Origin of the sequence: Pseudomonas sp. L7, assembly GCF_046605565.1 — a bacterium.
Taxonomy (GTDB): domain Bacteria; phylum Pseudomonadota; class Gammaproteobacteria; order Pseudomonadales; family Pseudomonadaceae; genus Aquipseudomonas; species Aquipseudomonas wayambapalatensis.
The window spans coordinates 2,390,448-2,406,358 of record NZ_CP176784.1 but is presented as its reverse complement, the minus strand read 5'-3'; the positions used below and the strand labels follow the sequence as shown (position 1 = coordinate 2,406,358).

The following is a 15,911-nucleotide window of genomic DNA, read 5'->3' as shown; positions in this document are numbered from 1 at the left end:
TCTCAGGCCGCCACGCTGGCGGTGAACAGATAGCCGGTGCCGTGGATGGTGATGATCAGTTGCGGTTCGGCCGGGTCGTCGTGCAACTTGCGCCGCAGACGGCCGACCAGCACGTCGATGGAACGGTCGTTGGGCACCCATTCGCGGTTACGGATCTGGTCCATCAACTGGTCGCGGCTGAGGGTATGGCCGCTATTGCGCAGGAACACGCTGAGGAGTTGAAACTCGCCATGGGTCAGCAGGGTTTCACCGCCCTGCGGGTCGATCAACCGGCGCCGGTCGCTGTCCAGCGCCCAGTCGGCGAACTGCTTGAGGCAAGGGCTGGCGATGGCGCCAGGGCGGCTTGCCTGGGCGTGGCGCACACGGCGGATCAGATTCTTGGCCCGCGACACCAGTTCGCGCGGGTTGAGCGGCTTGATCACGTAGTCGTCGGCGCCGCATTCAAGGCCGACGATGCGGTCGATATCATCGTTGCGTCCGGTGATCAGGATGATGCCGACTTCCGAGCGCACCCGCAGCTCGCGGGTCAAGGTCAGGCCGTCCTTGCCCGGCAGGCGGATGTCGAGCATGACCAGGTCCACCGGCTGGCTGGCCAGGCAGCGCTCGGCCTCTTCGGCGGTGTCGGCGCAGCGTACGTCGTAGCCTTCCCGCGAGAGATAGGCCTGCAACAGGTCACGAATGAGCGGATCGTCGTCGACGACCAGTACCCGAGGTGTCATTGCGTGTGGTCTCTTCTTTGATGTTGTTCTGAAACCCGCGCCAGCAGCCTACCCGGTACTGAACGACCGATCAACAGCCTCCCGGCAGGCTGAAGCGTCGACGCCCACCCGCCTGCAGGCCATCGACCCAGGCCTCGCAGATCTGCACGCCCTGCTCCGGGGTGAAGGTGTTGGGGTTGAGCCCCGACTCAAGCCACAGGCCATCGAGCAAGGCGCTCAGGCTGATCGCGGCGAGGTCCGCGTCGAAGGCCTGCCAGCCCTCCTCCGCTGCCAGCGCCGCCAGCAGCGCGGCCAGTTCGTTGCGGTATTCGGAATAGGAATGGTCGTGCGCCTGGTTGATCGCTTCGGCGGTCTTCACCGCTCCCCAGAAGGCCAGCCAGGCGTCGAGCAACTGCGGGTCGAGCAACTCGGCGCAGAACGATCCGCGAAAGAACGCCGACAGGCGCTCGCGGGCATTGGGTGCGGCCTGGGCCATGGCCTCGCGCAGCAGGCCCATGACCCGCCCGGTCACGGCTCGGTAGGCCTCGGCGACCAGTTCGTCCTTGCCCGAATAGTGATGGCTGATCAGCCCCACCGACACGCCCGCCTCGGCGGAGATCTTGCGGATCGACGCGCCCTGGAAGCCATCGCGCTTGAGGCAGGCCAGGGTCGCCTGGACCAGGATGGCCTTGCGTTCTTCGGGCGCCATGCGGTTGTAGCGGGCTTCCTGGGTCATGCGGATTCTCGTCGCGGCGGGTTGGACTGAACGACTGTACAACAAGGCGCAGCGCGTGATAAACCCTGTGCTCCGGCCAATAACAAGAATGCCTGCCATGTCCGACCTGATCACCTGCGCCCTCGACCAGGGTTTGCTGACCCTGACCTTCAACCGCCTCGACAAGCTCAACGCGCTCAACAACGCGATGTACAGCGAACTGGACCGCCATCTGCAGGCGGCCAGCGAAGACCCGGCCGTCGAGGTGATCCTGCTGACCGGCGGTGCGACCTGCTTCAGCGCCGGCAACGACCTGCGCGACTTTCTCGACAACCCTCCACGTGATCTGGACAGCCCGGTGTTTCGCATGATGCGCACCGTGCTGGCACTGGACAAGCCGCTGCTCGCCGCCGTCAACGGACCCGCCATCGGCATCGGCTGCACCCTGCTGCTGCACTGCGACCAGGTGCTGGTCAGCCGCTCGGCGAAACTGCGCATGCCCTTCGCCCCCCTGGGTGTATGCCCGGAATTCGGCTCGAGCCTGCTGCTGCCACGTCTGCTCGGGCATCAAAGGGCGGCGCGGCTGCTGCTGGCCAACGAGTTGCTCAGCGGCGAACAGGCACTGGCCTGGGGCCTGGCCAACGAGCTGCATGACGACGGCGAACAGTGCCTGGCGGCCGCGGTAGCGCTCGCCAGGCGCTTGCAAGCCATGCCCCAGCAGGCCCTGCGGATCAGCAAACGCCTGCTCAAGGATGGACAGCGCCGGGAACTGGAGGAGACCGTAAAACGGGAGGCGGCATTGTTCATCGAGCGCCTGGCCAGCGAGCAAGCCCGCGCGGCGTTGCAGGCATTGGTGTAGGAGCAGGCTGCACCCGATAGAAGCATTTCACCACCAGTCAGCACCTCCGGCAGCCGGGTGCCGAGCGTCGAGTTCGCCGCCCAGGTGACCACGCCCTTGCAACGCTACTTCGGCGCGCTGGTGTACGCCGGCACCCATCACATGGCGTTGCAGGCCTTGCAGGACGGGCGCGTCGATGCCGCCTTCGTCGCCAGCGCGCGCCGACGCCTACCTGGCCAGCCACGCCGAGTACGCCGGGCTAGAGCGGATGATGAACGCGGCACTGGAGCCACGCTGAAAGATTCAACTTTCACCAACGTCCGGCGTCCAAGCAGTGACAACACAGTCATTACGGAGGTTATTCATGGCGATTCGCGCCACCTTGCTGATTCCCTGCCTGGCCTTGACCCTGGGCGCCTGTGTCGGCGCTTCGCCAGATAAACCGCCACCCAAGACTATGCCCGTCAATCTCGAGCAGTACCAGGGCAAATGGTACGAACTGGCACGCCTGCCGATGTTCTTCCAGCGTGACTGCGTGCAGTCCGAGGCCGATTACCAACTGCGCGAAGATGGCCAGGTCGATGTCACCAACCGCTGCCGTGACGAAGACGGTGAGTGGCAGCAGGCGACCGGCATCGCCCAACTGCAGCAACCCGGCCAGACCGACAAGCTGTGGGTGAGGTTCGACAACTGGTTCAGCAAACTGGCGCCCGATACCGCCAAGGGCGAATACTGGGTGCTGTACCACGATCCGGACTACCGCGTGGCCGTGGTCGGCCACCCGAATCGCGAGTACCTGTGGCTGCTGTCACGCACCCCGACAGTGAGCGAGCGCACACGCAACCAGTTGCTCGAAGTCGCTCGCCAGCGCGGCTACGACACCCGCGAACTGATCTGGCGCCAGCCCGACTGAGGCTTGCGGCTCAGCGCAGGTCCTGGGTCACCTGTCCGACCGCCTGCACCACGCGGCGTGCGCCTTCCTGAATGTCAGTGATGGCGCTGCCCGCCTGGCCTGCGAGGGTCAGCCCGACCCCGGCCTGCTCGCGGCTGTTTTCGATCTCCACCACTGCCTGATCGGCCAGTTGCTGGTTACGCGCCACCACCGCGACGATCTCTTCGGTCGCCGCGCTGGTGCGCGCTGCAAGCTGGCGCACCTCATCGGCGACCACGGCAAACCCACGCCCCTGCTCGCCCGCGCGGGCCGCTTCGATGGCAGCGTTGAGCGCCAGCAAGTTGGTCTGCGAGGCGATGCTGCCGATGGTCTGCACGATCGAACTGATGACCACCGACTGCTTGCCCAGCGCCTCGATGGTGCTCGAGGCGCTGTGCATCTGATCGGCCACCGCCTGCATCGTCTGCACCGCTTCCTGCACCACGCTCGCCCCCTCGCGGGCACTGACGTCGGTGTTGCGCGACACCTCCAGGGCCATTTGCGCAGCGCGGCGGATATCCTGCTCCTTGCGCACCTGGTCGGTGATCACCGAGGCGAACTTGATCACCCGGCTGATCTTGCCTTCGGCGTCGTAGACCGGGTTGTAGCTGGCCTCCAGCCAGACTTCCTGCCCACGGCTGTCCAGTCGGCGGAAGCGCCCAGCGACATAGCGCCCGCTGTTGAGGGTCTTCCAGAACTCCGTGTAGGCCGGTGTCGCCGCTTCATCGGCCGGACAGAACAGGCGGTGATGCTGGCCGACCACGCGCTCCAGCGAATAGCCCATGGCCTCGAGAAACCGTTCGTTGGCCGTGACGATGTTGCCGCTCAGGTCGAACTGGATGATCGCCGTCGAGCGGAACAGCGCCTCGATGAAGGCTGTGTTCTCAAGGCGCTGACCGACCTCGGCGGACACCTCGCTGCCGTAGCCCTGCACATAGTCCAGGCGTCCGTCCTCGCCGCGCACTGGCAACCACTTCAGGCGTAGCCAGACCATGTGGCCGTCGGCGCGCAGGAAACGATAGTCGTCGGCCACCGGCTCCAGCCGTGATATGGCCTGGGTGAACTGCCGGTAGCAGGGCAAGGTTGTCACGTAGCCGGGGACGATATCGCTCAGAGGCCGCCCGATCAGCGCCCTCGAGGGTTGTGCAAGCGCGGCGGCGCATGCTTCGTTGCAGGCGATGATTCTCAGGTTGGCATCCAGACGCAGGGCCAGGCTGCCTTGCTCCAGTTGCTCGAGCACCGCACGCAGGCGTTTGACCTCGGCCTCGCTTGCCGCGAGCCGAGCTTTGATTTTTCGATCGAACATGGGACACCTTGCGAACAGTTGTGTGGTAAAGCACTCACGCATCCTGCAAGCCAGCTTCCCTGGTGGCCGTCAGGCCCCGGATTCCGTGGGCCCGTCACTTTCAAACGAGAATGTGATGCAGCATCTCAGGAAAGACCGAGAGCCGCTATCAAAGTGCTATTAGCCGTTACAAAATAACGTTCTGATCCGATGAACGGTTGTGTGACGTTGAGGGTTGGCTGGAGGCGGGTTGGGGTTGGGGTTGGGGTTGGCAGGTGTTCGCCGAGAGATTTTTAGTGGTCATGAGATCGAGCGCCGCCCGCGCGGCGCTTCGCGGGCAAGCCCGCTCCTACAGTTTGTTTCGGGCCAATGAATCCTGTGGCATTTTCGCGCGCCCCTTTGGCGCACGGCGCGTTACCGAGTCGTACACACCAGGCGTCGAGCGCCTATGGCACAGGCATAACTGGCCCGAAACAAATGTAGGGGCGGCGGTTCGGCGCTCCGACTTGCCCGCGAAGCGCCGCGCGGGCGGCGCTCGATCTCATGGGCACTAGAAATCTTTCGGCGAACTCTTGCCAGCCCCCACACAACCCCCTCGAAAGAAATAGCGCCTACACCCCCCGCGCCACCTGCCACAGCCGTGCGATATCCCCCGCCCGCGCCTCGAGCAGCGTCCCGGCCTCGGCGCAGGCGCGCTCGAGCGTCATCGGCCCGCTGGTCACAGCGAACGCGGCATCGATGCCGTGGGCATACAACGCCTCGTAGCCCTCCCCCAGGGTGCCGGCAATCACCACCACCGGCACTCCATGACGCTTGGCCACGCGGGCTACGCCCATCGGGGTCTTGCCGCGCAGGGTCTGGGCATCGAAACGTCCTTCGCCGGTGATCACCAGGTCCGCGCCCCGCACCAGCCCGTCCAGCCCAGCGAGCTCCGCCACCACTTCAACCCCGGGACGAAAACGCGCGCCCATGAACGCCTTGGCCGCAAAGCCCATGCCGCCCGCCGCACCGCAACCAGGAAACTCACGCACATCCTCCCCCAGCAACTGCGCGCAGTGGTCGGCAAAGTGCCCCAGGGCCTGGTCCAGCAGCAGCACCTGCTCAGGCGTGGCGCCCTTCTGCGGGCCGAAGATCGCCGAGGCGCCGTTGGGGCCGCACAAGGGGTTGTCAACATCCGCCGCCACCTCGAACTGTACCTCGGCCAGACGTGGGTCGAGGTCGCTGGCGTCGATGCGTGCCAGTTGCGCCAGGGCCAAGCCGCCCTCGGCCAGTGCCTGGCCTTCGCTGTCCAGCAACCGCAGCCCCAGCGCCCGCAGCATGCCGCTGCCCGCGTCGTTGGTGGCGCTGCCGCCGATGGCCAGCACGATACGCTGCGCACCTGCCGCCAGGGCTGCGGCAATCAGCTCGCCGGTGCCCCAGGTGCTGCTGCGGCAGGCATCGCGCTCACCGCTGGGCAGCAACTGGATACCACTGGCCTGGGCCATCTCGATCACGGCGGTACGGCTCTGCGCCAGCCAGCCCCAGCTCGCCTCCACTGGCGCCCCCAGCGGACCGCGCACCACCTGGCGGCGCTGCTCGCCCTCGGTGGCCGCGACGATCGCCTCCATGGTGCCCTCACCGCCATCGGCCATCGGGCACTCGACACGCTCGGCCTCGGGCCAGACCTTGGCCAGCCCGGCGCTGATCGCCCGGGCGACACCGGCGGCATCGAGGCTGTCCTTGAACGAATCGGGGGCGATGACGACTTTCATGGGGAATCTCCTGGTCCTGTTAGCCCGCATGCTGACAGCTGCGAGCCAGAGCGGCCTCGGTCGGATGCACAAAAGGCCCGACCGGTTGTTTGGGCAAATGCCTTCGCCCCAATCCCCAGGCTCACTCGGCAGGCAGCAGTTGCAAGCCCAGGTACAGGCTCAGCATCCCCTCCAGACGCAGCGGATCCACCTCGCCCAGTTCAGCGATACGCTCCAATCGATAACGCAGGCTGTTGCGATGGATCCCCAAGGCATCGGCGCACGCCTGGCTTTGTCCGTCATGGGCGCACCAGGCGCGCAGGGTGGCGAGCAATTGCCCGCTGGCATCCTTGGCGCGGATGCGTTGCAGCGGTTCGAGCAATTCGTCCAGGGCGTCGTCATTGCGATGACGCCAGAGCAACGCCGGCAAGCGGTAGCGCGACAAACTCAGCACGCGCTCGCCGGGCACTATCTCGCGGCCATAGGCCAACAAGTCGCGGACCCGGCGATAACCTCGTCGCAACTGCTCCAGACTCTGCGCCACGCTGCCCAGGGCCAGGCGCTGGACCTGCCAGCCATGGCGCTGCAAGCGTTCGATCAGGCGCACCTCGTCCAGCGCCACGGTTGCCGGGCGGCACCAGAGCAGCGATTGACGCGCCGGGCTGACGCACCAGCTGTCCGGATAACGGCTGCTCAGCCAGGCCGACAGCACTTCGCCCGGTGGGCCGCCCTCCAGCTCGAACAGGCAAGGAACCCGCGCCAGTTGCGGCTTGAGCCCCAGTTGCCGGGCTTCGTCCACCAGCCGGGGTGAATCGCCACTGCCGCCCAGCAGCAGCGCCAATAGATCGTCGCAGCGCTGCCGGCGCCACTGCTGTTCGACCTGCAGGTGGCGCTGGGCCAGGAGCATCTCGGCGGTCATGCGTACCAGCTCGCCATAGGTGCGCAGTTGCTGCGGATCGCCGGTCAGGCCGAGCACGCCGATCAGTCGGTCGTCGAGCATCAACGGCAGGTTCACCCCCGGCTGCACGCCCTTGAGGCACTTGGCCGCCTCGCTGTCGAGCTCGACGATACGCCCATTGGCCAGGACCAGTTGTGCCCCCTCATGACGAGTGTTGATGCGCTCTGGCTCGCCGCTGCCCAGAATCAGGCCCTGGCTGTCCATGACATTGACGTTGCACGGCAGGATCGCCATCGCCCGGTCGACGATATCCTGGGCCAGGTCGTGGTCTAGCTCGAACATGTGGGTTCCTTGCAGTGGCAGACTTTGTTCCGCAGCACAGCCGTGCGTGCCCTACGCTGTGCAAAAGCACAAAGACAGCGGCGCCCTGCTCGCCGAGACTCGTTTCAGGCGAGCGCCGGGACAGGCGCCGCGTGACAACCATAACAACAGAGAATTTCATCATGGCACACAGCCCTGCCCCTGACCAAGGCCAAGACCCCAGCCGCAATGCGCTGTACCGGCGCATCACCCTGCGGTTGATCCCGTTCATTTTCATCTGCTACCTGTTCAACTACCTGGACCGCGTCAATGTCGGTTTCGCCAAGCTGCAGATGCTCGACGCACTGAAGTTCAGCGAGACCATCTACGGCCTGGGCGCCGGGATCTTCTTCATCGGCTACGTGCTCTGCGGCCTGCCCAGCAACCTGGCGCTCAACCGCTTCGGCCCCCGGCGCTGGATCGCGGTGATGATGATCGCCTGGGGCACGCTCTCGACCTGCCTGCTGTTCGTCACCACGCCGATGGAGTTCTACGTGCTGCGCCTGTTCACCGGCGCCGCCGAAGCCGGGTTCTTCCCCGGCGTGGTCCTGTATCTCTCGCGCTGGTTCCCGGCTGATCGGCGCGGGCGCATCATGGCCCTGTTCATGTCGGCGATCCCGGTCTCGGGCCTGCTCGGCGGGCCGTTCTCCGGCTGGATTCTCGACCACTTCGCCGCAGGCCAGCACGGCCTGGCGGGCTGGCAGTGGATGTTCCTGATCCAGGGCTTGCCGACCGTGGCGCTGGGCATACTCGCGGTGTTCCTGCTCAGCGACGGCTATCAGAAGGCCGCCTGGCTGTCGGACAGCGAGCGCCAACTGATCGCCAGGGACCTCGCCGCCGATGCCGCGAGCAAGCCGAGCACCACCGGCGACAGCGTGCTGGCCGTGCTGACCAACCCACTGATCTGGACCTTCGGCTTCGTCTACTTCTGCATCCAGAGCGGTGTCTATGCGATCAACTTCTGGCTGCCCTCGATCATCAAGAACCTGGGCTTCGACAGCCCGTTGCTGATCGGCTGGCTGAGTGCGATCCCCTACCTGCTGGCCGGGGTGTTCATGATCCTCGTCGGCCGCTCGGCAGACCTGCGCAACGAACGCCGCTGGCATCTGGTGGTGCCCATGCTGATGGGCGCCATCGGCCTGCTGATCGCGGTCAACTTTGCCAGCAACCCGACCGTGGCCATCCTGGGCCTGTCCATCGCCACCATGGGCGCACTGACTGGCCTGCCGATGTTCTGGCCGATGCCGACCGCGCTGCTCAGCGCCAGTGCCGCTGTCGCGGGCCTGGCGATCATCAACTCGGTGGGCCAGATGGCCGGCTTCCTGAGCCCGTATCTGGTGGGCTTCATCAAGGACCAGACCGGCTCGACGGACGCGGCGCTGTACTCGCTGGCGGGTGTGATCGTGCTGGGCAGCCTGGTGGCCCTGCGCGTGTCGCGCGCCGGGGCACTGAACGCCGCACGGGCCAACTGACGCCTTTGCCCCGCGCTCTGCCGCAACGGCATGAGCGCTCAGGGCGCCACAGTCACCGCGACACCCTTGGCCTGGTCAGGGGTCACCACCTGGCTGAGGTCGATGTGACGAAAGTCCGGCTTGGCGCCCAGCCGTGCGTTGAAGCGCACGTTGAAGGTGAACGGATCGTCGGTCGGCACATCCAGCGCCTGGCCGTATGTGCGGGTGACGGCTGCGGCGTCATAGCCGAGCAACTTCAGCAGCGTAGGGTAGATGTTGTAGTGGCTGGAGGCGTTGCGGTTCTGTGCCAGGTGCGCCTGCCAGTCCAGGGCCTTGACGCCCTCGCCCTGAATCACCACCAGCGGCACCAGCCCCTCCTCCATCACCGGCTCGCTGTCGCAGTGAGTGTTCAGGCCCGGATTGCCGCGCTCATGCAGGTCCTGCCCATGGTCGGAGGTATAGATCAGCACCGCCTGGCTCAGGTCGGCCTCGGCGAACAGGCGGCGGAAGAACTCACCCACGTTCCAGCCCAGCGTATTGCGGTACGCGTTGCGATACAGCACCCAGTCTTCGGGGCGCCCATCGAAGCCTTCGCGCGTGCCGGTGTCGGCCACATCGGTGAAATGCCCGCGCGGCAATGCCGGCTGGTAGGTCAGGAAGGCGTCGGGGTATTTGTCGTGCACCGGGAAATGCGCGCCAACCTTGTTGATCACGATCAGTTGCGGCTGGCCATCCTTGAGCAGGCTGACCAGTTGCTCCAGCGCCGCCATGTCGCGCTGCACCACGGGAGTGTCATCGAACTGGACGAAGCGGTCGATGTCGCGCTTTTCGTTGTCGTCCATCAGGTTCTGCAGGTTGCCACCGGTGCGCTGGGCATCGATGTACACCGTGCCCAGCCCCGCACGCTTGGCGTATTGCCAGATCGACGGCTGGGTCGAGTTGATGCGCAGGTAATCGCTGCGGGTGCCGCCATAACGCAGGGTGACGTTGGTGTCGGCGCTGCAGTTGGCCACCGAAGCGGCGTAGCCGTAGTTGAAGATACTCACCCCTGGCTGCGGCTGCAGCAGGTGAGTCGCCACGCCGGCTGGGGTATTGAGGTCCAGGTAGTTGCCCGAAATGCTTTCGTCGATGATCAGCACGATATCGCGCGCCATCGGCTTGCCGGACTGCGCCAGGCTCACCGGCTCGCGTGGGCCGACACGGTCGTGCAGCGCCTCGTAGCCGAACAGGCTCAGGTAAGCCAAGGGTGTGTACATCACTGGGAGGCCACGGGCACCCTCGCCGGCGCGGATGAACAGCACGCCGATCAGCAACGCCAGCGCCAGAAACGGCGCGACAACCGGCACCAGGCGCGGCAAGCGCGGCACAGGGCCCGGCCGCAAGCCCACACCCAACAGCACCAGCAGCGAGCTGAACGCCGCCAAGGTGATTGCATAGTGGTACTGCTCCAGTGCTTCCTGGATGAAGCCACCGGCATACACCATGGACACGAACGCACTATAGGTGAGGTAGGAATCGGTGATTCGCAGATAAGCATCGAAGAACAGCGCACTCACCGCAAAAGCCGCCGCCAGCGCCCAGCGCAGCCAACCCGGGCGAATCCACGCCCCCAGCAGCAGCCCCACCACCAGCACCCCGGCCACGCCCAGGTAAAGCAGCAACGGCAGGCCAAGACCCAGTGCTTCCATCCGCTCCCGGTAATAGCCATGAAAGCTCGCCAGGTAGATGAACAGCAGGGCCAGCTTGATCCATCCGCGCATGATTCGACCACTCCGGTCATGGGTTTCCATTCACACCGTAGCAGTCCTGAAACAAATCACAAGGCGAAAATGTCAATTTTCCGGCGATATCGCAACGCCATATTCTGGCGCAAGAAACGTAACACGGTTGAGACGCTCTATCGTCATAAGCCCGCATTATTCGCGGCCTGCAACCGTTCATCAGTTCGTCGAACGGCCAACTGCCAGTAGCTTTCAACGCTAAACCCCGGATTGACAAAGGGTTGATGGCCAGTGGCCGTTTTGCTTGGCGTCTGTAAATGCGACGAAACATGCCATTGGTTTGACGCATTTCCCGCGAGCTGAGCTATACAGAAATCACACCACTGTTTCATACCTCTTACTCATCCATACGAGGCACGCCGACATGGACGTGAGCGTTTTTGGCACTGGCTACGTAGGACTGGTACAAGCGGCAGCGCTTGCCGACGTTGGCCACCGGGTCCTGTGCGTGGACGTGGATGCCCACAAGATCAACCAACTGCGCCAGGGCGTCCCGCCGATCAGCGAGCCGGGCCTGTCGGGCCTGCTGGAAGACAACATCAAGGAAGATCGCCTGCTGTTCAGTACCCAGGCCAGCGACGCGGTCAGCCATGCCGAACTGATCTTCATCGCCGTCGGCACCCCACCTGACGAGGACGGCTCGGCCGACCTGAGCCATGTGCTCGACGTCACCCGGCAGATTGCCGCGCTGATGGAGACCGACCGCACCCTGATCGTCAAATCCACGGTGCCGGTCGGCACTGCCGACCAGGTCGAGGCCCTTGCCCGCGCCGAACTGCAGCGCCTGGGCAAGGGCAAGTTGCAGGTGCGCGTGGTGTCCAACCCCGAATTCCTCAAGGAAGGCAGCGCCCTGGCCGACTGCATGCGCCCCGACCGGATCATCGTCGGCACCCATGACCAGGTCGCCCACGACCAGCTTGCCGAACTCTACGCGCCCTTCTGCCGCAACCACGAAAAGCTGATGTTCATGGACAACCGCAGCGCCGAGCTGACCAAGTACGCCGCCAACGCCATGCTCGCCACGCGTATCAGCTTCATGAACGAACTGGCCAACCTCAGCGAGCACCTGGGTGCCGACATCGAGGCGGTGCGCCGCGGCATCGGGTCGGACCCACGCATCGGCTACCACTTCATCTACCCCGGCTGCGGTTTTGGCGGTTCATGCTTCCCCAAGGACATCAAGGCCCTGCTGCACACCGCCGAACACAGCGGCATGCCCCTGCGCCTGCTGCAGAGCGTCAACGAAGTCAACGACCGGCAGCGGCGCATCCTGTTCGCCAAGCTCCAGCAGCGCCTGGGCGGGCTGCGCGGCAAGTCCATCGCCCTGTGGGGCCTGGCCTTCAAGCCCAACACCGACGACATGCGCGAAGCACCGAGCCGCTACCTGATGGAAGCGCTGTGGGACGAAGGCGCCACCGTGCGGGCCTATGATCCCGAGGCGATGGACGAATGCCGGCGCCTGTACGGCTACCGCGACGACCTGCAACTGTGCGCCACCCGCGACGACACCCTGCAGGACGCCGACGCCCTGGTGATCTGCACCGAGTGGAAGAACTTCCGCGTGGTGGATTTCTCGCTGCTGGCCAGCAAGCTGCGCGCCCGGGTGATCATCGACGGCCGCAACCTGTACAACCCCGAGCAGGTCGCCGCCCACGGCCTGCACTACAGCGGCATCGGCCTGCGCCAGGTCGCACCCGACCAGAATGCCCCGCAGGTCGGCGCGCCATGAAAGTGCTGGTCACCGGCGCCGCCGGTTTCATCGGTGCCCACACCTGCCTGCGCCTGCTGTGCGACGGCCATGAGGTGCTGGGCCTGGACAACTTCAACGACTATTACGATCCGTCGCTCAAGCATGCCCGCGTGCACTGGGTGCGCCAGAGCGTCGGTGACTTTGCGCTGCACCGCCTGGACCTTGCCGACCGCGACGCCATGGCCCGGCTGTTCGCCAAGGAGCGCCCCGAGGTGGTGGTGCACCTGGCAGCGCAAGCGGGTGTGCGCTACTCGCTGCAGAATCCCCAGGCCTACCTGGACAGCAACCTGGCGGGTTTCCTGAACATTCTCGAAGGCTGCCGGCGCCACCCGGTGCAGCACCTGCTGTATGCCTCGTCCAGCTCGGTGTATGGCGCCAACCAGCGCACGCCGTACCGGGTGCAGGATGCAGTCGATCATCCGCTGTCGTTGTATGCCGCCACCAAGAAGGCCAATGAGGCCATGGCGCACAGCTACAGCCATCTGTTCGGCATCCCCTGCAGTGGCCTGCGCTTCTTTACCGTCTATGGCCCCTGGGGCCGCCCGGACATGTCGCCGATGCAGTTCGCCCGCGCCATCAGCGAAGGCCGGCCGATCCAGTTGTTCAACCATGGTCGGCACCAGCGCGACTTCACCTACATCGACGACATCGTCGAAAGCCTGGTGAGGCTGATGCCCTACCCGCCTCGCGCCGATGAGGATTGGGATGCCTTCAGCCCGGACGCAGCCAGCAGCGCAGCGCCCTGGCGCCTGTTCAACATCGGCGGCCAATGCCCGGTGGAACTGCTCGACTACCTGGTCCTGCTGGAAAAACACCTCGGGCGCGATGCGGTGATCGAGTTGCTGCCCCTGCAGCCGGGCGATGTGCTGGCCACCTACGCCGATGCCAGCGCCCTGGCCCGGGTCACCGGCTTTACCCCAACGATTTCCCTTGATGAAGGGCTCGGGCGATTCGTCGCCTGGTTCAAGCAATACTACTCGCCCGCCACAGACGGCGAACCTGCAGGCGAGCAGTCGAAACAACGGAGGGTGATATGACAGGACAACCGAAAAGCGCCCAGCTACAGGCGCTGTACCAGGACAAACGCATGGACCCGGCGCACCGCCAGCGCATCGATGCCGCCGTCCACATGCAAGGCCGCGGCTGGATGACCGGCCGGGTCGGTGGGCGCCCCTGGACCTTGTCGCGCACCAACCGCGCGCTGTCATGTCTGGCGGCGCTGACCCTGCTGTTGCTGCTGTCCCCGGTGTTCCTGGTGCTGGCAGTGATGATCAAGCAGTCCAGCCCGGGCCCGGTGTTCTTCGTGCAGAAACGCACCGGCTACCGCGGCCGCCTGTTCGGCATGTTCAAGTTCCGCACCATGGTCGCCAACGCCGAGGCGCTGAAGGACTCGGTACGCCACCTGAACAAGCACGGCGCCGACTCCATCGATTTCAAGATCGACAAAGACCCGCGCATCACCTCGGTGGGCAGTTGGCTGCGGCGCAGCAGCCTGGACGAGCTGCCCAACCTGATCAACGTCGTCACCGGCGACATGCGCCTGGTCGGCCCGCGCCCCACCTCGTTCAACGCCTACCGCTACAAGGACAACCACCTGGCACGGTTGTCGATCTACCCCGGCATGACCGGCCTCTGGCAGATCTCCGGACGCAGCAACATCGATTTTGACCAACGCGTAGAGCTTGACCTCAGCTACATCAACGAACAGAGCCTGCTGCTGGATCTGAAAATCCTGCTCAAGACCCCGTTCAAGGTTTTCACTGGCCACGGAGCAAGTTGAGATGGACGGTTCCACTTCTAGAAGCCTGAGTATCGCCAACCCGAGCGAGACCAACCTGACCGCCACTGTCCTCGACCTCGACCAGCGCACCCTGCTGCTGACCGCGGCCAACACCGGAACCGGCACCAGCACCAGCACCCTGGCCTTCGCCAGCCAGCTGGCGCTGATGAGCGCAGGTGCGGTGCTGCTGATCGACGGCAGTTCCAGCAGCAACGGCCTGAGCCAGCAACTGGGGCTGAACAAGCTGCGCGGCTACACCGACCTGTTGTTCGACGAGGACACCCCACCGCTGGCGCAGGACTGCGTGGTGCACCTGTCCGACCAGCCATTCGACGTGCTGCCGGTGGGCACCTGGAAGCGCGGCCGCGACCGCCTCGACCCCGAGCGCCTGCGCATCCTGCTGCGCCAGTTCGCCGCCCACTACCGCTTCGTGGTGATCGACGGCGAGGCCATCTACGCCAGCGCAGACAGCCTGGTGATCGGCACCCTGGTCGATGGCGTGATCCTGGTGGTGCGCGCCGAGGAAACCCGCAAAGAGGTGGCCCAGGCCGCAGTCCAGCGCCTCGAGCAAGCCGGCGCGCGGCTGATCGGCAGCGTGTTCAACAAGCGCAAGTACTACATGCCCAAGTGGCTGTACGACAACCTGTGAGAGGACGCACGCCATGATCGCCATGAGATACCCCACGATTGCCCTGTGCGTGCTCGCCCTGGCCGGTTGCGCCAGCCAGGAAAGCCGCGAAATGCCGGTGCAGATCCTCACCGCGCCGCCGGCCGAGAGCCAGGCTACCGAAGTCGCCCGCCGCGAGCAGGTGCTGCGGCCACAGGACGTGCTGGAAGTGATCTTCCACGTCAGCAACCGCTCTGCCGGGGTGTACCGCATCCAGTCCGGTGACACCCTGGACCTCAACTTCATGGCCGCCAGCGGCCTGAACGGCCAGCAACTGGTGCTGCCCGACGGCAGCATCACCCTGCCATCCACCAACGCGTCGGTGCGCGTCGAAGGCCTGACCCCAAGCGAAGCGGAGAGCGCCATTCGCCAGGCCTACAACGACAAGCGCGTGTTCAAGCCCAACCGCGACCAGGTGACGGTGCGCGTGCTGAGCCCCATGACCGACGAGGTCAACCTGAAGAACGCCCTGAGCCACCCCGGCACCGGCATGAGCCGCGACATCACCGTGGGCAACGACGGCCGCGCGACCTTCCCGGAAATCGGCTCGGTGCCACTGCAGGGCATGACCGTCAACCAGTTGCGTGACTACCTCAACGAGCGCTACGCCAGCCTGCCCGGACGCATGAGCGTGGATGTGCTGCTCAAGTCCACTGCCGCCAACGAGATCTACGTGCTCGGCGAAGTCGGCCAGCCAGGCGCATTCCAGATCCGGCGTCCGGTGTCGGTGCTCGAGGCCCTGACCCTGGCCCGCGGCCCGACCCTGAAGGCCAAGCTCGGTTCGGTGGTGATCATGCGCCGCGAAGGCAACACCGTGCATGCGGTCAACTACGACGTCGACCAGGCCCTCTCCGGCGGTAGCCAGAAGCTCGCCTACCTGCAGCCCGAAGACATGCTGTACGTGCCTAAGACCAAGCTGGCCAGCGCTGCCGAGCTGTCCCGGCAACTGGCTGACGTGGTGCTGTTCCAGGGCTTTGGCTTCAGCTTCAGCTACCGCGTCGACAACAAAGAAAGCAACGACTGACCG

13 protein-coding genes and 2 pseudogenes are annotated in these 15,911 nt (G+C 65.3%); 8 read left to right on the top strand and 7 right to left on the bottom strand.

The genetic code is table 11. The features are described from left to right. Positions 1 to 2: 2 nt before the first annotated feature. A complete protein-coding gene (locus tag ACK3BK_RS10870; RefSeq protein WP_186711618.1) occupies positions 3 to 719 on the bottom strand; it encodes a response regulator in 717 nt (238 codons plus the stop codon). A gap of 70 nt (positions 720 to 789) precedes the next feature. Further along, complete coding sequence (locus tag ACK3BK_RS10865) at positions 790 to 1,434, bottom strand: TetR family transcriptional regulator C-terminal domain-containing protein (protein WP_186665264.1); 645 nt, start codon at positions 1,432 to 1,434, stop codon at positions 790 to 792. Between the two features lie 97 nt (positions 1,435 to 1,531). Between ACK3BK_RS10865 and ACK3BK_RS10860 the strand changes: the two genes are divergently transcribed. Together ACK3BK_RS10860 and ACK3BK_RS10855 are read left to right on the top strand one after the other, a co-directional pair. Further along, on the top strand, positions 1,532 to 2,272 hold the full coding sequence (locus tag ACK3BK_RS10860) for an enoyl-CoA hydratase-related protein (protein WP_186665266.1): 741 nt from the start codon (positions 1,532 to 1,534) through the stop codon (positions 2,270 to 2,272). Between the two features lie 343 nt (positions 2,273 to 2,615). Next, complete coding sequence (locus tag ACK3BK_RS10855; protein ID WP_411384281.1) at positions 2,616 to 3,164, top strand: lipocalin family protein; 549 nt, start codon at positions 2,616 to 2,618, stop codon at positions 3,162 to 3,164. Positions 3,165 to 3,174: 10 nt separating this feature from the next. On the opposite strand, the pseudogene ACK3BK_RS10850 reads toward ACK3BK_RS10855, so the two are convergent. From ACK3BK_RS10850 to ACK3BK_RS10835, 4 genes and pseudogenes are all read right to left on the bottom strand, one after another. Continuing rightward, positions 3,175 to 3,609 (bottom strand): annotated as a pseudogene (locus ACK3BK_RS10850) (methyl-accepting chemotaxis protein); the annotation flags it as partial. Positions 3,610 to 3,759: 150 nt separating this feature from the next. Further along, positions 3,760 to 4,488 (bottom strand): annotated as a pseudogene (locus ACK3BK_RS10845) (PAS domain-containing protein); the annotation flags it as partial. Between the two features lie 590 nt (positions 4,489 to 5,078). After that, positions 5,079 to 6,218, bottom strand: coding sequence for a glycerate kinase (locus tag ACK3BK_RS10840; protein WP_186665272.1), 1,140 nt, complete (start codon positions 6,216 to 6,218; stop codon positions 5,079 to 5,081). A gap of 121 nt (positions 6,219 to 6,339) precedes the next feature. Then, the gene (locus tag ACK3BK_RS10835; RefSeq protein ID WP_186665274.1) at positions 6,340 to 7,437 is read right to left on the bottom strand and encodes a sugar diacid recognition domain-containing protein; all 1,098 of its coding nucleotides are present in this window, start codon (positions 7,435 to 7,437) and stop codon (positions 6,340 to 6,342) included. Between the two features lie 161 nt (positions 7,438 to 7,598). Between ACK3BK_RS10835 and ACK3BK_RS10830 the strand changes: the two genes are divergently transcribed. Next, positions 7,599 to 8,927 (top strand): MFS transporter, encoded by a 1,329-nt coding sequence (locus ACK3BK_RS10830; RefSeq protein WP_186711612.1) that lies wholly within the window; start codon positions 7,599 to 7,601, stop codon positions 8,925 to 8,927. 38 nt (positions 8,928 to 8,965) lie between these two features. Here ACK3BK_RS10830 and ACK3BK_RS10825 read toward each other — a convergent pair whose 3' ends face one another. Continuing rightward, positions 8,966 to 10,666 (bottom strand): sulfatase-like hydrolase/transferase, encoded by a 1,701-nt coding sequence (locus tag ACK3BK_RS10825; protein WP_411384280.1) that lies wholly within the window; start codon positions 10,664 to 10,666, stop codon positions 8,966 to 8,968. A 385-nt stretch (positions 10,667 to 11,051) separates the two neighbouring features. On the opposite strand from ACK3BK_RS10825, the gene ACK3BK_RS10820 reads away from it, so the two are divergent. Genes ACK3BK_RS10820 through ACK3BK_RS10800 form a run of 5 tightly spaced genes read left to right on the top strand, consistent with a single transcriptional unit; the run spans position 11,052 to position 15,908 of the window. Continuing rightward, positions 11,052 to 12,416: a UDP-glucose dehydrogenase family protein gene (locus tag ACK3BK_RS10820; protein ID WP_288376863.1), complete on the top strand. Its 1,365-nt coding sequence runs from the start codon at positions 11,052 to 11,054 to the stop codon at positions 12,414 to 12,416. Then, on the top strand, positions 12,413 to 13,474 hold the full coding sequence (locus ACK3BK_RS10815; RefSeq protein ID WP_411384279.1) for an NAD-dependent epimerase: 1,062 nt from the start codon (positions 12,413 to 12,415) through the stop codon (positions 13,472 to 13,474). The genes ACK3BK_RS10820 and ACK3BK_RS10815 overlap by 4 nt, the downstream gene beginning before the upstream one ends. Beyond that, entirely contained in the window at positions 13,471 to 14,217 is a 747-nt protein-coding gene (locus tag ACK3BK_RS10810; protein ID WP_411384278.1) for a sugar transferase, read from the top strand. Before ACK3BK_RS10815 ends, ACK3BK_RS10810 begins: the two co-directional genes overlap by 4 nt. A 1-nt stretch (position 14,218) precedes the next feature. After that, positions 14,219 to 14,866: a CpsD/CapB family tyrosine-protein kinase gene (locus tag ACK3BK_RS10805; protein WP_186665324.1), complete on the top strand. Its 648-nt coding sequence runs from the start codon at positions 14,219 to 14,221 to the stop codon at positions 14,864 to 14,866. Positions 14,867 to 14,888: 22 nt separating this feature from the next. Then, entirely contained in the window at positions 14,889 to 15,908 is a 1,020-nt protein-coding gene (locus tag ACK3BK_RS10800; RefSeq protein ID WP_411384466.1) for a polysaccharide biosynthesis/export family protein, read from the top strand. Positions 15,909 to 15,911 lie beyond the last annotated feature (3 nt).